General features: G+C 71.5%; 13 protein-coding genes. 10 read left to right on the top strand and 3 right to left on the bottom strand.

The features are described 5' to 3' along the window. Positions 1-41 precede the first annotated feature (41 nt). From ACGFXC_RS05165 to ACGFXC_RS05155, 3 genes are all read left to right on the top strand, one after another. Positions 42-1,865 carry an SMI1/KNR4 family protein gene (locus ACGFXC_RS05165; protein ID WP_393709648.1) on the top strand — a complete coding sequence of 608 codons (1,824 nt, stop codon included), beginning with the start codon at positions 42-44 and terminating at the stop codon, positions 1,863-1,865. A 469-nt stretch (positions 1,866-2,334) separates the two neighbouring features. Continuing rightward, positions 2,335-2,973: a hypothetical protein gene (locus tag ACGFXC_RS05160; protein WP_393709646.1), complete on the top strand. Its 639-nt coding sequence runs from the start codon at positions 2,335-2,337 to the stop codon at positions 2,971-2,973. A gap of 65 nt (positions 2,974-3,038) precedes the next feature. Beyond that, positions 3,039-3,398: a hypothetical protein gene (locus tag ACGFXC_RS05155; protein ID WP_393710887.1), complete on the top strand. Its 360-nt coding sequence runs from the start codon at positions 3,039-3,041 to the stop codon at positions 3,396-3,398. A gap of 1,133 nt (positions 3,399-4,531) precedes the next feature. Here ACGFXC_RS05155 and ACGFXC_RS05150 read toward each other — a convergent pair. Next, the gene (locus ACGFXC_RS05150) at positions 4,532-4,705 is read right to left on the bottom strand and encodes a hypothetical protein (protein ID WP_393709645.1); all 174 of its coding nucleotides are present in this window, start codon (positions 4,703-4,705) and stop codon (positions 4,532-4,534) included. 290 nt (positions 4,706-4,995) lie between these two features. On the opposite strand from ACGFXC_RS05150, the gene ACGFXC_RS05145 reads away from it, so the two are divergent. Next, positions 4,996-5,388, top strand: a complete 393-nt coding sequence (locus ACGFXC_RS05145) for a hypothetical protein (protein ID WP_393709643.1) — start codon at positions 4,996-4,998, stop codon at positions 5,386-5,388. Positions 5,389-5,523: 135 nt separating this feature from the next. Here the strand turns inward: ACGFXC_RS05145 and ACGFXC_RS05140 are convergent, their stop codons facing one another. Beyond that, on the bottom strand, positions 5,524-6,030 hold the full coding sequence (locus ACGFXC_RS05140; protein ID WP_393709641.1) for a hypothetical protein: 507 nt from the start codon (positions 6,028-6,030) through the stop codon (positions 5,524-5,526). A gap of 791 nt (positions 6,031-6,821) precedes the next feature. Here ACGFXC_RS05140 and ACGFXC_RS05135 point away from each other — a divergent pair. From ACGFXC_RS05135 to ACGFXC_RS05120, 4 genes are all read left to right on the top strand, one after another. Beyond that, positions 6,822-8,018, top strand: coding sequence for a protein kinase (locus tag ACGFXC_RS05135; protein ID WP_393709639.1), 1,197 nt, complete (start codon positions 6,822-6,824; stop codon positions 8,016-8,018). A gap of 1,251 nt (positions 8,019-9,269) precedes the next feature. Continuing rightward, on the top strand, positions 9,270-9,614 hold the full coding sequence (locus ACGFXC_RS05130; protein WP_393709637.1) for a beta/gamma crystallin domain-containing protein: 345 nt from the start codon (positions 9,270-9,272) through the stop codon (positions 9,612-9,614). A gap of 142 nt (positions 9,615-9,756) precedes the next feature. After that, positions 9,757-10,386, top strand: coding sequence for a hypothetical protein (locus ACGFXC_RS05125; protein ID WP_393709635.1), 630 nt, complete (start codon positions 9,757-9,759; stop codon positions 10,384-10,386). Continuing rightward, entirely contained in the window at positions 10,349-10,663 is a 315-nt protein-coding gene (locus ACGFXC_RS05120; protein ID WP_393709633.1) for a hypothetical protein, read from the top strand. Before ACGFXC_RS05125 ends, ACGFXC_RS05120 begins: the two co-directional genes overlap by 38 nt. A 180-nt stretch (positions 10,664-10,843) precedes the next feature. Here the strand turns inward: ACGFXC_RS05120 and ACGFXC_RS05115 are convergent, their stop codons facing one another. Continuing rightward, positions 10,844-11,062 carry a hypothetical protein gene (locus ACGFXC_RS05115; RefSeq protein WP_393710885.1) on the bottom strand — a complete coding sequence of 73 codons (219 nt, stop codon included), beginning with the start codon at positions 11,060-11,062 and terminating at the stop codon, positions 10,844-10,846. Positions 11,063-13,101: 2,039 nt separating this feature from the next. On the opposite strand from ACGFXC_RS05115, the gene ACGFXC_RS05110 reads away from it, so the two are divergent. Together ACGFXC_RS05110 and ACGFXC_RS05105 are read left to right on the top strand one after the other, a co-directional pair. Then, positions 13,102-14,148 (top strand): hypothetical protein, encoded by a 1,047-nt coding sequence (locus ACGFXC_RS05110; RefSeq protein WP_393709631.1) that lies wholly within the window; start codon positions 13,102-13,104, stop codon positions 14,146-14,148. Between the two features lie 603 nt (positions 14,149-14,751). Further along, the gene (locus ACGFXC_RS05105; RefSeq protein ID WP_393709629.1) at positions 14,752-14,913 is read left to right on the top strand and encodes a hydrophobic protein; all 162 of its coding nucleotides are present in this window, start codon (positions 14,752-14,754) and stop codon (positions 14,911-14,913) included. Positions 14,914-15,144 lie beyond the last annotated feature (231 nt).

Raw genomic sequence — 15,144 nt, 5'->3', positions numbered from 1 at the left:
CGCCGGGGCCCGCTGTCAGTGGGTCCGGTCACCATGGCGCCATGAAGATCCACGACTGGGAACCCTTCCTGCGCACTTGGAGCGCCGAGCACGAGGCCTCCCGGCGCGCCGAGGCCCCGGGCGAGGCGCCCCTGGGGTGGCTGGGATTCCCTCCCGCCTCTCCGGAGGACCTCCGCGCCCTGGAGGCCCGTCTCGGGGCCCCGCTGCCGCCCTCGTACCGGTCCTTCCTGGAGGTCACCGACGGATGGCGGTGGGCCGGCGAGTTCGTGGAACTGCTGGCCCCGGCCCGGGAGGTGGGCCTGCTGCGCGACACGACGGACTACGTCCACAAGAGCCTGATGGAGTGGGCGTGGGACGAGGCGGAGGAGGACGGCGACGACGGGGACGACGGCGGCCCGCGCCCGGGCAACGGCCCGCCCTGGGACCGGGCCGTGCAGATCTCCCTGGTGGGAGACGCGACCTGGCTGATGCTCGACCCGGGCGACGTCGGTGTCGACGGCGAGTGGGCCGCGTACGCGTACTCGACTTGGAGCGGCCTGGCCCCGCAGCGGTTCGCTTCCTTCGCCGACCTGATGTACCTGATGTACGAGGAGTTCCGGAGTTTCCACGCCCTGCGCAAGCCCGCGGGCGAGACCCGGCGGCGGCTGGCCGCCCAGGTGGAACGGGCGCGCGCGGACCTGTCGGCGGGCCGGGTCGCGGCGGCCGAACGGGCCCTGGCGGACGCGAAGGGATTCGGCTACGAGCCGGCGCTCGTCCTGCTGTTCCAGCTCCTCGGGATGCGCGGGCATCACTACCTCCTCGCCGATGCCCGGGCCGTCCTGCCGCAGGACGACCCCCTCGTGCGGCACGTCGTGCTGCCGCTCGTGGCGAGGTCCGCCGAGCGGGGAGGGCACGGCCGCCAGGACCGGGACCCGGCCCTCGACGCGTACCGCTCCCGCTGCCGCGGCGAATCCCATCGCGCCGGGGAGCCGGCGGCCCTGGAGCGGGCCCGGGACCTGGCGCGATGGGGGGATCCCGGAGCGGCCTGGGAGGTGTTGGCCACGGAGGCGCTGCCCGCGTGGCGGCCGGTGAGCGACGACCACGTACTGCCGGTGGAGCTGTCGGCGGACCCCTTCCTGGCGCCGCTGGTCACGCCGGAGCGGGCCGAGCGGATCCTGGCGACGCCCCGGCCGGGACGTCCGGTCGCGGTGGGTCCCACGGACCGCGCGTCGCAGGATCCGTCCGGGTTGTTGGAGCCGGGGTGGGGGGCGGAGGCGGTGGGCGTGACCTTCGTCCGGGACATCTCGCCCCGGGACCTCGCGGTGCGCCTCGGCGGCGATCCCGAGACCCTGATGCCGTCGCCGGAAACCCTGGGCTTCGCCCATCACGCCCGTCACGGGGACGGTGTAGGGGGCCGGCCGGGGATCCTGCACCCGGGAAAGGCCGCTGACGGGTGGTCGTTCGCCGCCGAGAGCCATCCCGGACGGGTGGCCCCGAGCGAACCCCCGCTCCCGGGGGTGAGCCTGTGGCGCCATGCCCGCGGCGAGCCGGTGCACGCCCGGTACGTCGACGACGCCGGCCGGCTCGTCTGGACGCTGACCACGGCGCCGGACGCCCCGTACGACCCGGAGGGGCTCGTCGTGCGCGGCGGCGCGGAGCCGGGGCTGCTGGACGCGGAGCTCACCTCCGCGGGCCTGCTGCGCGCGGACGGCGGGGTGCCGGGTCGGGATCCGGGGCTGGTGGGGGTCATCGCGCGTCACTTCGGGCTGTTCCTGAGCCCCGCGGTGGCCCGACGGGAGCGGCTCCCCTTCGTACGCCTCACCCGGCCGCGCCCGGCGGCGGAACCCGCGCCGGGCGGGGGCACCTCCTTCTGGGTCCGCGGGTGAGCGCGGGCTGAGTACCGTCGCTGGCGCGGCTCGCCGACGGTCGATGATGCCGCCGATCCGACCGCTGTGGCGGATGCGCTCGTCATCGCGGACTGGGTCCGCCAGGAAATCGGAGCCGATCTCACCGCAGAGCTGCCTGAGGCGTGTGCGCGGGCCGATCGCGAAGACCCCGAGCCGGGCGAGCGCTCCGAGCTCTCCGACGTCGAGTCGGGCGCTGCGTTGTCTCTGGTGCGAGCGCCCCGGAACGCCGCCGCCCACCACGGCAACGCCGACGAAGTCGCGGGCCGGCGCGCGGAGCACTGGGGGTCCTCGTCACCAACAACGGCCAGGTCCGCACGGACCACCGTCTCCGTCGCCGAACGCGGCAACCGAGACCCGTCGGCGCCCCCCCCCGCGACGGCCGCCCGATCGGCACCCCCACCTCCTCCTACCGCCGCCAGACCCTCTGCCCCGACTGGATCAACACCCTGTGACCACCGGCACCGGCAACCCGTCGACGGGGAAGAGTCCGCCCACGGACGACCAATTCGCCTACGCCCTGATGACGCTGCGCCGCTACATCGGCGCACCCCTGCCCGCCACCGGCCGGCGCAGCCGCGCGACGCTGCGCACGGACCCGGAGCGGATCCGCATCCGCCTGGCCGACCCGTCCGGGCAGGCCGCCACCGTGGACCTGCCCACCCGGTACGGGCGCGAACAGGGCACCTGGTGGTACGCCGGGGCCCTGCGCCACACCGCCGCCTGGCTCACCCCGGCCACCCTGCCCCCGACCGCCGACGACGGCATCGACTACCTCATCGCCGACCTGGCCGGCGACCCGCTGTGGCAGAACGCAATGCCCTCCATCGCCCCCGCCCTCTACATCCTGGCCGGCTTCGACCACCATCACCCCGACACCGTCCGCGTCTACCTCGACCACGACGACCGCACCATCGGCATCGACCTCGCCGTCCGCGACACCACCGGCGCACCCCGCACCGTCGGCTGGTGGGCCTACACCAAACTCGCCGCCCTCCTCCGCCCCGTGACCAGCCGTTACGGCACAGCCCTGCATCAACCCCGTGGTTCCGGATCGCCGCACGCGGGGCGGAAACCGCGTAGCTGCTGAGTGCACGGTGCCGGTAGGGTCCGGTCTCCCGACGCGCCGTACCAGCGGCCCACATGCAGAGAGCGATGAACATGACCCGCCGGCAAGCAACGACGACCCTGTGGCGCCCCACCGGCCCCAAGGAGCTGGATCTGGTGCGGGAGCTGAACTGGCGCGCGTGGCCGCCCCGGCTGCCCGAGCAGCCGATCTTCTACCCGGTCCTCAACGAGGATTACGCGGTCAGGATCGCGCGGGACTGGAACGTGAAGCACGACGGCGCCGGCTTCGTCACACGCTTCGAGGTCGAGTCGGAGTTCTTGAGCCGGTATCCCGTCCAGCAGGCGGGTGGCCGGACGATCCTCGAGCTCTGGGTTCCGGCCGGGGAGCTGGACGACTTCAATGCCCACATCGTCGGCGAGATCCAGGTGGTCCACGCGTTCCAGTGAGGCAGGGGAGGGCTTGCCGACGGGAGCACCGTCCTGCGCTGCGGCAGTGGCCGGGTGCACGCCCGCCCCTCAGTCACTGCTGGCCGTGGAGAAACCGATACAGGTGAGGTCCACGCGCTGATCGCCCCATGCCCCGGCTATGACGCGATGCAGTTTTCGGCTTTCGTGACAGGGGCCGGCGATCAGCGCTGGTCTCTCATCAGCGACCCGTGGGGCGGCCCCTTGGCGGACGTAGAGATATTCTCGGCGCCGCCGGGATGGAGCGTCTTCGCGGAGACCTTGCGTGCGTCCAGGGAAGGGGGCGAGTACGCGGTGCGGGAAATGGGATCCGTACACGGTCGCGGGCTGGACGGACAACTCTCCTTCACCTTCGAGCAAGTCACCTCTTTGAAACCCGGGCAGGTAATGGCGCTGCGGGACGGGGGTAGCAGGATCGTGGACAAATCCGACTGCCTGGAGAAGGATCCCGACCGCTGCCCGCCCAAGTAGCTGCCACGTCTCCGCCGCCGGGGTCCAGAAGCACCCCGGATGCCAGCGGCTGGCTGCGTCCGCGGCGGCACCGCCGCATCGCCCTGTCAGTATCCCCAGCCAACGATGACAGCGACGTTCTTGCCGTTGTCCCCGGCTCCGACGCACACGTCAGGCCAGTCGAGCAGCCAGCCGCAGGTGCCGCAGCTCTCCTGCTGGATGCCCAGCGTGCGGATGATCTCCGGCGGGACAAGCCGTCCCCGCTGGTGACCGTCGCGATGCGCCAGTAGCCGCCGGAACCGCAGCCGGTGCCTTCGTCGACCAGGCCGAGGCTCGGCGGCAGCGAGGGGAGGGCCTTGGACGGCGCGGCGTCCGAGCCTTCGCTGATCATCAGCCCAAACAAGACGAGGGTCAGGGAACTACACCCCCAGGAAGCGGATCGCTCTGTTGCGTCGGGGAATCCATTGCGGGGGAGGGGAGCTCTCGTGCCGCTCCTCCAGCCCCGCACCGCAGGCGACGAGCACAGTCGCGAGGACCGTGAACACGAGGTGGGCGTCGGGCCGGGGGGGCGTGGACCCGGCCCTGCTGGACGCTGACCAGCAGACCGGCGCCGGCGAGCAACGGCACGCTCCCGGCCCGGCTCCGGTTTCCCCGTCGAGAGCCGGTCACCCGGCGGCGTCGGCCGCCTTCTGCTCCGCGGCCCTGCGCCGCAGCACGTCCCCCATGCGGGCCCGCCCCAGCCTCAGCGGCACCGGTGTGCCGACACCCACGAGGGGTGTGCCGGCCGGGGCTCCCTCGTGCCCCCGGCCCGCCTCCTCGTTCCTCTCGTACAGGGTCACAGGTGCGCCAGCTGCGGCAGGTCCTGGCGCAGCCGGTCGGCCCATCCGGGCGTCAGTAAAGCGTGGTTGACGACGAACCGCCCGTCGTCACCGGCCGTCGTCACATTCCGCCGCGGTCATGCGCGCCTCCCCCCGGCCCGCTCGCGCCCGGCAGGGAGGGGCGACCAGCGCGCCCGGGCGGCATCGGCGGAGGCCGGACCGGCGTAGCGCGCGCACGAGCAGTGGCCGGAACGATCACTCATGCGAACGCACGGTCAGGGCATCCGCGTTTGTGACGAGCGGAGTTGTGGATGAACTCGGGGCTGAAGGTGTCACTGGCACGCGGCCCGGATGATCCGTCTGACTGGGCCTTGATCGCAGTGGCTTTCGCGCTCTACCTGCTGATCGGTTACGGGCTGGAATACCGCTCGAAGAAGCGCAGGGGCGCCGCGCGTACAGCGAAGGCGGCGGTGGACGGGCTGTTCTCCGAGCGGGAGGGCATAGATCCGGGCCAGCGATTTGCCAGCCGCATGGTGATGCTGGTCGGGGCCCTGGCGCCGGGCCTGGCCGGATTCCTCACCCGGAACACCCACCCGGTGGTGCAGTACCCGGTCATGGGTTTCGTGGCGCTGGTCGGCATCTTCGCGTGGGCGAACTTCGACCACGCGAACGGAGCCGCGCGGTTGAACACACCCTCGTGCTGATGGCAGGCCGCCTGCATCCGCCCTGGCCCTCACCGCCAGAGCTGCCGGGCGCCACCCGGTTGCGGTGCCCGGGGTGGGAACGGGCGCGCGCGGGGTGCGTGAGGGTGATCGGGAGCCGGCGACGGTGTTCCCGGGTCAGGCGCGGAGCAGTGAGGAGTGGATTCGGGCAATGGCCCGCAGCACCTCGTCGCGGTTCTTGGCCTGCTGCATCCATGCGGGCAGGCGGGCCACCACGGTCATCTTCCGGCCGCGGTCGTGCCAGGGAATCCCTTCACGCAGTGGCGCCTGCACGAACCGCCTGATCAGGGCGAGGTGCTCCAGGTTGTAGGCCCATATCCACCCGTGCCGTGTCTCGGTCTGTAGCCACAGACGGACGCCGAAGTACGGGTCCGTGGCCGGCTCGTCCCGGTCCCGGTGCAGGGCCACACCTCCACGGCTCCATTCCTTCGCCGCCCCGCAGTTCCGGCAGACAAGACGCCTTGGCGCAAAGAGGCCCCGATCACTCGCCCCGGCCGGCTCCGGTCCTGACACGACATGAGCGATCTTCCCGCAGCCGGGACAGCATACGAGGACCGACGCGAGGAAGTCGTACTTCGTGCTGCGCGGGTCCCGGAACCGATGGTGTGTGGGGATCGAACGCATCAGACCAGTATGCGAGCCCAATCCGAAGGCTCCTGCGCGATGAATCTCAAGCAGACCGACTGTCGGCGCGTCGGCGCCACGGGTCCCACACGCCCGGAAGCCCGCGGCACCCCAGCTCGCCGCGCACCCCGCACCGGGCGGTGCGGCCCGTACGGCCTCCCCGGCCAGTCGGTGTTCCGTCCCCCCGTGGAATTGAACCCTCCGTTTCCCTGCTGGTCCACTTTCGGGCGGGAACACCGATGTGCGGAGACCTGTCTGCGCATGGTCCGTGAAGCACAGCCCGTTGATCACCGACTGTGTGGCGAAGCCTCTCGCTGAGGTCTGTGGACAGACCGCCGCTGCTGGTTCGGCACGTCCACGGTGCTGGTGCCGGTGAGGTGGTCCCGCGTGGCGATGGCCGTTCGCCGTAAAGCTGTCGCTCAGGGGGCCCGGACCCGGCCGGGCTGGCAGTCCTGAACTCTGCCGAGGTCCGCTCGGGCCCGCATGCAGGTGGACCGGCAGGGCCCGTGCCAGCCAGCGGCCGGGGCTGCTGCCCTACTGGCCCGGGGGTAGGTTGCGACGAGGTGAGGGAGGGCCGCAGGGCGACGGATGTGCCCTGCCCCGCCCTGCCCTGCACCGCACCGCACTGGCCCGCACCGCGTCCGAGACCCGCCGGCCCCGGGCGTGCACCTACCGCAACGACGTCCGCATTCCTATCCTGTTCCTGCCCGAACTCCGGGCAGGAAGGCCAAGGGGCATGCGGCACGTGTCCGAACGGGGGAACGATGGCATGGGGGGCGCATCCGGGGACCGTGATCGGGGGGCGATACCGGCTGACCCGCCCGCTGGGAGCCGGTGGTTTCGGTGAGGTCTGGGAGGCCCACGACCCGGTGCTGGCTGTGGACGTGGCGATGAAGATGGTGCGCCTCAGCTCGGTCCCCGACGAGGCACGCGCGGAGCTGTTGGCCCGGGCGGCCAGGGAGTCCCGCAATGCGGCGCGCTTACGGGACCACCCGCACATCATCACCGTCCACGACGTGGTCGAGGTCGACGACGCTCCGTGGATCGTCATGCAGCTGGTGGACGGCGGGTCGCTCGCGGACGAGCTGAGGGTGAACGGCCCGCTGACCCTGCGGCGCACGGTCGACGTCGCCGAGGCGCTTCTGAGTGCGCTGGGTGCGGCCCACGACGCGGGGATCATGCACCGGGACGTCAAGCCGGCCAACGTGATGCTCGGCGAGAACGGTGACGTCCTCCTCACGGACTTCGGTATCGCCGTGGCCCACTCCGATCCCCGGCTCACCCGCACCACGATGGTCATCGGATCGCCCGCCTACATGGCACCCGAGCGCTGGCAGGGCGCGCCGAACGACGGCAGGTCCGACCTCTTCTCTCTGGGCGTGACGCTGTACGAGGCAGTGGAGGGCGTGCCCCCGTTCCCCCCGGACAACCTCGCCGCCGCCCTGACGGAGACGCCCCGCGCCCCGCAACGGGCCGGTCTGCTCACGCCCCTGCTGATCGGTCTGCTGGCGAGGGACCCGGCCGATCGCCCCACCGTCCCCCAGGCGCTGGCCATGCTCGACCGAGCCAGAAGGACCGGCGCGCGCCCCACGGAGGTCAGGCGGTCGGGGACACCGACCACCCCGCGGGCAACCGGCGAGCGGCGACAGGGAGCCCACGACGCTTCTGTCCTCCGGCTCGCGGCCGAGCACGATGTGGAGGTGAACTCCGTCAGGGGCACGGGCGCGGACGGTCGCGTCAGGGTGCACGACGTCATCGCCGCCGTCAAGGCGAGACACGGCGCCTTCGCGACCCCAGCTGCCCGGGAGTTCGCCGCCCAGCAGGGCATCGACCTGACAGGAGTCACCGGAAGCGGCAAGCACGGACTCATCTGCATACAGGACGTCAAGCATCCCTCCACCGGGATGAAGACGGGTAGCGGAGGCATAGTGATCGCCGTGGCGTGCGTGGTGCTCCTCCTCGTCCTCCTGGCCCGGCTCAGCGGCTGACGGACCCCCGCCGGGGCGGCCCACCCTCAACCGCACCGGACCCAAAACGCGTGGGCTGGCTCTCGATTCGGTACCCGGACTCCCCGGTCGGCTCGGTCGACGTCGATTACACGCACCAGGGCGGAGTGACCACGATCCCGCTGGCGGGCGGGACGCATGACCGCGGCGGTGAACTGGCGCCGCCGCCATCCGGACTTCCCCGGCCCGGTAGCCGGTACGGACACGCGTCCGCTGTTCGCCCGCGGCCGGATTGCCACGCGGCTGCTGGCCCACGGCAGCATCGGGATTCCCAAGGACCCGACGGTCACCGACGCAGGGGGACCGTGCAACGGCTCCGACTCGATGCCCCCGTGGCTGGTCCGGGGAGTACGAGTTGTCGGGCTGGCCCACCAACGCGGCCCCGCGGAGTCGGTGCTCCCGCTGGTCGCGCCGGCCGCGGGCCCGTTGGCGATTGACCCTGGCCCGACCCAGCGGCCTGCGGGGCAACGCCTCACCGGCCAGGCCGGAGGGTGGGGCGATGTGCCACGGCGTTCGTACGCCGCGCGGGGCTCGGGTGCGAGCGGCAGGCCTGCGGTGGGCTGGCCCCGGTGAGCTGGTGTCCGGGGAGCACGGCCGGAGCGTCGGACCGGTGATGGAGAGGCATTCCGGCGGATGGCTTTCCTGCTCCACCTTCGCAGGCCGGCAGGGACCGGGTGAGCGTTGCCAGGCCGGTCCGGCGGCCCATGGGGTGCAACTGAGTCCTGCCGCTGTCACGTCGCCGCCCGATGAACGGTTTCTTCCGCTTGCCCGTTCGGCCACACCGTCCGCCACGGGGACGACGTCGCCTGCGGCGTGAAGGGTGCGTTCCCGGCCGTTCACCGGGCTGCCGGCCTGCTCTGGCGGGCTTGGGCCTGCTCGCAGGTGAGGCGGCAGCGGTGAATCTGGCCGAGTGTGTGCTCCTCACCACGCTGGAAGCCCAGGACCTCCGGGCCAGGTCCTATGCCCGGGGGCCCGGGATTCGCTTGGCCTGGAGGCATGACCATTACATATATCCGCTAATACTCCCAATGACCCCAAGCGGGCTAAACGGGACATTGTGCCGCTGGTTTCGGCCGTACGTGGCCGAGCTGATTGCGTAGCCCACCTATGAAACGGGAGCCTCGGTGTGCAACCGCGAACTACTGGACGGCCCGGCGCGGTGCGGGGTTCCGCGTGCCTGGTGCGCGAGGGAGGACCCTGGGGCTGGAAATCCGTGACGGAGAGATTGCGCTGATGAATCCGAAGAAGTTCCTTCGCTCGGCCGCCGTTGTGTTCGCGGCGGCGGCTTCGCTGACGATGACCATCCCCGGCAACGCCTATGCCATCGACCACGTCGAGTGCCGTGGAGGGGAGAACTACCTGAAGATCTGGTCCCACAGCGGCGGTCGGGAGAGCGTGGACTGCTACGCGAACAGGGGGCGCACAGGCTTCGGCGGATGGTGGGTCGACAAGATCTCCACCGGCAACAACGACCTGATCTACTACGACGCCAACGGCGACTCCGTGCGGATCAACCGCTGGACCGAGATCTCGTTCCCCAACCGCCCGCCCAAGGTCGACTCCATCGAGATCCTCTGACACCCTGACCCATCACGCCATCACGCCATCACGCCATCACGCCATCACGCCGCCGCGGTTGCGTACGGCTGACCCAGCTCTGCTCGCGCAGCGCGTTGGGGGAGCCGCCTGCGCACCCGGCGGCGCCGCACCGGGCGGATCGATGGCGGCGCAGGCCGGGCGGCAGACCCGCACCGGCCGGTGGGAACCACCCTCCTCCGATACGGCCCTGGCCCGCGCCACCGCCACCCTGCTGGGGAAGGCGGTCGGCCCCGCCATCGTGCAGCAGGGACTGCCGGGCATCGAACGCCTGGAGCGGCTGCGCGAAGCCCTCGCCGTTCGGGCCATCGGCACCGCCCGCACCCACGGACAGCTCGCCTGGTTCCTCGCCCGCACCACCACCGCCCTGACCCCCGTCCTGCAATGGCGCGCCCTCAGCGCCGACCGGGAGCGCGCCCTCGGCCCCGTCGTCCCGACACCCGAGGAGTTCACCGACGCGGAAACCTCGGCCCTCGGACCACCGGGCTGGGTTCGGCCGGCCGGTGCCGCGGCCGGGCATCGACTCAAACAACCGTTCGGGCCGCGCGGAACGGCGTTTGCCTGCCTCGGCTGTGCCCGTGGCCTCCGAGGTGCGCGCGGTGCTGGCCCGGTCGACGGCCGCGACGACGGCCCGAGACCCGGGCGGGTGCCGATGCCCTGCCGGCAGTCTGGAAATCCGGCTGCCGACCACAGGATTCTGATGGCAGAGTCTGCCCATGGTCCTTTTGCGTTGCGAAGCGGTCAGATGGGTTGACGACGAACCCCAGCCCGGCCTCGTCGAGGTCCGCTTCACCGATGCCAACCAACAGCAGTGGACCTTCATCGACAAGTGGTCGGTCTTCTCCGGTGACGGCCTGGCCCCCAACTCGCGCTACCCGGTCGAGGTCGGCATCCTCTGCGACACCACGCCCACCGGCAGCACCCCCGACGCTTCGGACACGGTCAAGATCTCCGTCACTCCCTGGGGACTCGAATCACTCGAAGGACGCACCGAGTTCGAAGTCTGGGCTGATCAATTGGCCACCAGTTGAGGCCCACGATCACCGGGCCCCGTGGACCTGACGGTGGGCGGGGCTCGCGCATGTTCTCGGGCTCCCACCCTCCCCATACCGGCGTCAACGGACAAGCGTCACCAGCAGCGCGCGAAGCACAGCGGGTGTCTCGGGATACGGCGGTCCGCCGGTCGCCTGAGCTGCGAGGCACGAGGCGACTCAGCCCATCAGCCTGGACGCGTCCGTCGCACAAATCAGGTCCAGGGACGCGCGGCTCTCCTCGTCCGCGGCTCGGTAGACCAGCTGGCGCAGTTCCGGGTCCTGGAGCGGCAGCAGGATTTCGAAGTCGACGTTGATCGCACCTGCGACCGGATGCCGCAGCACCTTCCGGCCGCGCCCGTTCACGGTGACCTCCCGCTTCGACCACAATTGGGGAATACGGGGACAGGGCCTTGGCCCAGCTCTATGTCGAGGTCACGGCCGAACTCTGCGTCTGGCGTATGGCCGACCCGAGCAGAACCGACTCTCGTAGCGAGTACGGGACGCCCCGGCGCGGTGACCGGCCGAGCGGTGCCGGTCACCCAGCGGGGTGGGGGGACCGAGGGTGTCGGTCCGGGCGGGGCCTCCACCCTCGGAGTGCCGCGCGGGTGCGGATGGACGCCCGGCGCGGCAGGGGGTCAACGCGGCGGCTCCCGGTTGGTCACGCTCGGCCCCGCTGCGGGTTGACGGCCTGGGCGGGAGGCGGCGGGGCTGGTGGGGTGAAGGGTGTCACCCGGCTGGTGCCGGTGCGGGACCGATGCCCGGGGGCGTGGGACGGTGCGTGCGGGGTGCCGATACGGCGAGGTGCCGGTACTTCCACGCGGACGGGGCCCGGCCGGTGCCCGGATAGCCACCACCCTGGCCGGGCCCTGCCGACAGGCAGACCAGCAGCAGAGGCAGGACGGGATGCTGCTCGGGCCCCCAGTGGAGCCGATGCTCGGGCAGGCCGCCGAGAGCATCCCGCCCGCGCGCGTTCTCGCCGCCCGCGGTGGCCTAAGAGCAGAATTTCAGCGGCACCACGCCCTGCTCTTCACCCGCACCGCCGCGGGCGTGGCGTTCGACGTTCTGCAGCTCGGGCCGAGAGCTGCTGCACGTCCTTTCAACGCCGTTGCCACCGCCCGAGGTCTGGCCGAGGACACCGGCGCCGACGTCACGATCGCCTGGGGCTGCACCGGGGCCCGACACCGAACCGTTGATCGGACCACCGACGGACACGCCCGACGGGCGCATACCCCTCGCTTGACCTAGTCGGAAAACGTTGCGCATCCCGACGACGAAGGAGCGCGACGGAGTTGAACGGGCAATCCCGTGATGTTTGCGCTACTCGGCTGCCCCGATCGGGGCGGGTGGCCGTGGACGAGGGTGTCGGGTGCCCTGGCTGGTCCTCGTTGAGGAAGGGAGGGTCGTACTGCCGGTACGAAGGTTCCTCCTCGACTTCCCCGCCCGGGACAACCGGACCGGCAGCGTACGCAGCTACGCCTACGACCTGCTCCGCTGCTGGCGCTGGCTGCCTCTGCAAGCCGCGGACGATTCGGCACAGCAACGCGGTGCTGCGCCGCTTCTACGACTTCTGGATCGCGACCGGCGGTGGCCCGCTGGTCAACCCGGTGCCGCGGGCGCGGTCCGACCGGCGCCGGCCGCACGCCCACCACGATCCGCTGGAGCCCTACCGGGGCGAGGGGCGGCTGCGCTCAACCCCAGGGTCCGCAAGCGCCGGCCGCGACAGATGCCCGACGAGCGGTGGAACGAGCTGTTCGCGGCCCTGCGCTCGAACCGGGACCGGGCGATCCTGGCCTCGGCCGTCAGTAATGGCGCACCCGCGCCTCGGAGCTGCTGGGCGTGCGTGGGGTCGATCTCGGCTGGGGCGACCAGCACGTGCGGGTGGTGCGCAACGACAAGCCCGCCGAGCAGTGGCTGCCGGCCAGCGCGGAGGCGTTCATCTGGATTCGCCTCTACCTGGCTGAAGAGCCGCCGCTGGCCCCGCAGGCCCCGCTGCGGTGGACCCTGCGCCGCCGTGACCACGGCGAGGGGCTTGTCACACCAGGCCATGAACTACGAGGCGCTCCGGGCCGTGTTCCGCCGCGTCAATGCCCTGCTGGACGCGAACTGGTCGATGCACGACCTGCGGCTCACGGCCGCCCTGCGCACGGCACGCGACGAGAGCCCGGCACTGCGGGACGTGCAGACGAGAACCTACGCGAACGCATCCGCGAGGCCCGCGCCAACGGCTGGCTCGGCGAGGTCGAAGGGCTCCAGGTCAGCTTGACGCCGCAATGGCCAAGCTCAACAGCCCCAAGAGCCCCCCCACCGACGGGCGACCGCAACTGGTCGACCTCGGCATGCCCGTCTTCACCAACGACACACCGTCGCCGCGTCCGGATACGGGAGAGCCCGGACGGCAACTCCGACCGTCAGTGGCTGCTGGCAGCATCATCGCTATGAACGCCATATTCACCACCCCGCCGCGGCCGTTCGACATCACCGAGCTCTTCCCCCAATTGGCCCCGCTGGCGCGCACAGCGACCCGGCTGCACCCGCGTCCCGGGTCGCCGACCGTGCACGACAGCTCCGTCGGCGGGCCGCTCCTGTGGCCGGCCGACGAGCCGTGGCCTTACTGCGAAGAACCGCACGACAGGGGGGCGGCGCTCAGGATCAACACCCCGGACGACGTCCGGCTCCAGCGCCGTGTCCTTGCCGCAGCGGCCGAGCGCCTTCACCTCGACCCCGAGGCACCCGAGTCGACCCCGGAGGAACAGGAGACCTTGGATCTGATCAGGGCGGGCAGCCCATGGTTCGACGGCCCGATCCCTCTCGTGCCCGTCGCCCAGTTGCACACCCGCGACATCCCCTTCTTCTGCCCGCCAGACGCGGACCTGCTCCAAGTCCTGTGGTGTCCCTTCGATCACGAGATGGGGCACCCGAAGACCGCCCTCTTCTGGCGGTCCTCCGCCACCGTCCTCGACGTCCTCGACGCACCGCCCGAGCCGCCGATCGTCCAGGACGGCTGGTACCTCCCGGAGCCGTGCCTGTTCTCACCCGAGCAGGTCACCGAGTTTCCCAACCCCCTTGAGCTGGACAAGGAGATTCGGGACCAGCTGGACGACAGGAGCCGATGGGAGACGATCGACCCCGAGCAGTACAACGCGTACGCCTACGATCCGGGCGAGCTCTACCTGAACAACCTCTGCACCGCCCCCGGCTGGAAGACCGGCGGCTGGACCCGCTGGAGCCCCACCGATCCCGTCGACCGCGCCTGCCCGGAGTGCGGCACCGAGGCGGTCCCGCTCCTCACCATCGCCTCATCCGAATGGGACGGCGGCAGCGCGACCTGGATCGCCGAGGAGGACCGTCCGACCCCGGGCCCGCCGCCCCTGGGCGCCCGGGACGGCAACTTCACCTTGATCGACATCACCGGCGGCAACAACCTGCAGCTCCACGTCTGCCCGTCTTCCCCTTACCACCCCCACTTCGAACTGCTCCAGTGAACTCGTGCGGAAGTCCTCCGCGCCGCCGCCTCCGCGATAACCGACACCGCGATCGACTCTCCGGTAGGCCGCCTGGCCAACTACCGGAGATCCAAACGACGGGCCAGAGCGTCCCCATCACAGAGGGGGCAGCGCGAGGTCGGGTCCGCGCCCGCGCCCGTGCTGGCGGCCTCCGGGGGAGCGGGGTGAGGGCCCAAGCCCCCGAGCCCGCTCCCGCTGCGTCCCCGCCCGCAGCTGCTCGGCGTCCTTCCGGCCGGGGTAGGTCCGCTGCCCGCTGTTGCCGGTACGGGGTCTATATCCCAGTCCTGCTGGGCCCCGCTCCGTCCAGCTGGCGGCCCGGGCGGAGCGGGCGGGAGTCGAGCGGGCGGGAGCGGGTGTTGCACTCCGGCCGGGCCTCCTGAGGCGGGAGGCGGCTGCGCTGCGATGACGAGGGGTCAGCGCGTGGTCGGGCCCGGTCTGGTGGTGGCCGAGCAGCCAGGTGAGGGCAACTGCATGAGGAGCTGGGCGCGCACGTATGCCCGCCTGCGCCAATAAGAAACACGTAAGGATCGTGTGCATGGGTGGGCGAGGGCCGGGCATGCGGTGCTTCGGAGGTTGATAACTATGGTTCCCCTGCTTCTCGTTCTTCTGCTCGCTCTGATCCTTTTCGGTGCCGGTTTCGCGGTCAAGATCCTCTGGTGGGTCGCGATCGCGGTGCTGGTCCTGTGGCTCATCGGCTTCGTTGCCCGTCCCAAGAACAGCAGTGGCCGCTGGTACCGCTGGTAGCCCGGTAGCCCGGTAGCCCGAACGCTGCATGCCGGTGGCCCGCCCCTGACGGGGGCGGGCCACCGGCATGTGTGCGTGTGCGGGGCGGCTGATGTGGGGTATCCGGCCTGGTGTCGGGGCGGTCGCCGTGTTGTAGCAGGGACTGCTCGCCTCCGAGCACGGCGGCCGCACTCGTCCGCACCGTCACGACGGCACCGCGCCCGTGCGCGGCCAGTCCACGGCCTGCCGGCG

The sequence above is a fragment of the Streptomyces sp. NPDC048507 genome, from assembly GCF_043199995.1.
GTDB lineage: Bacteria > Actinomycetota > Actinomycetes > Streptomycetales > Streptomycetaceae > Streptomyces.
Note: the sequence above shows the minus strand (reverse complement) of the source record. Positions and strands in the feature narration are given on the sequence as shown.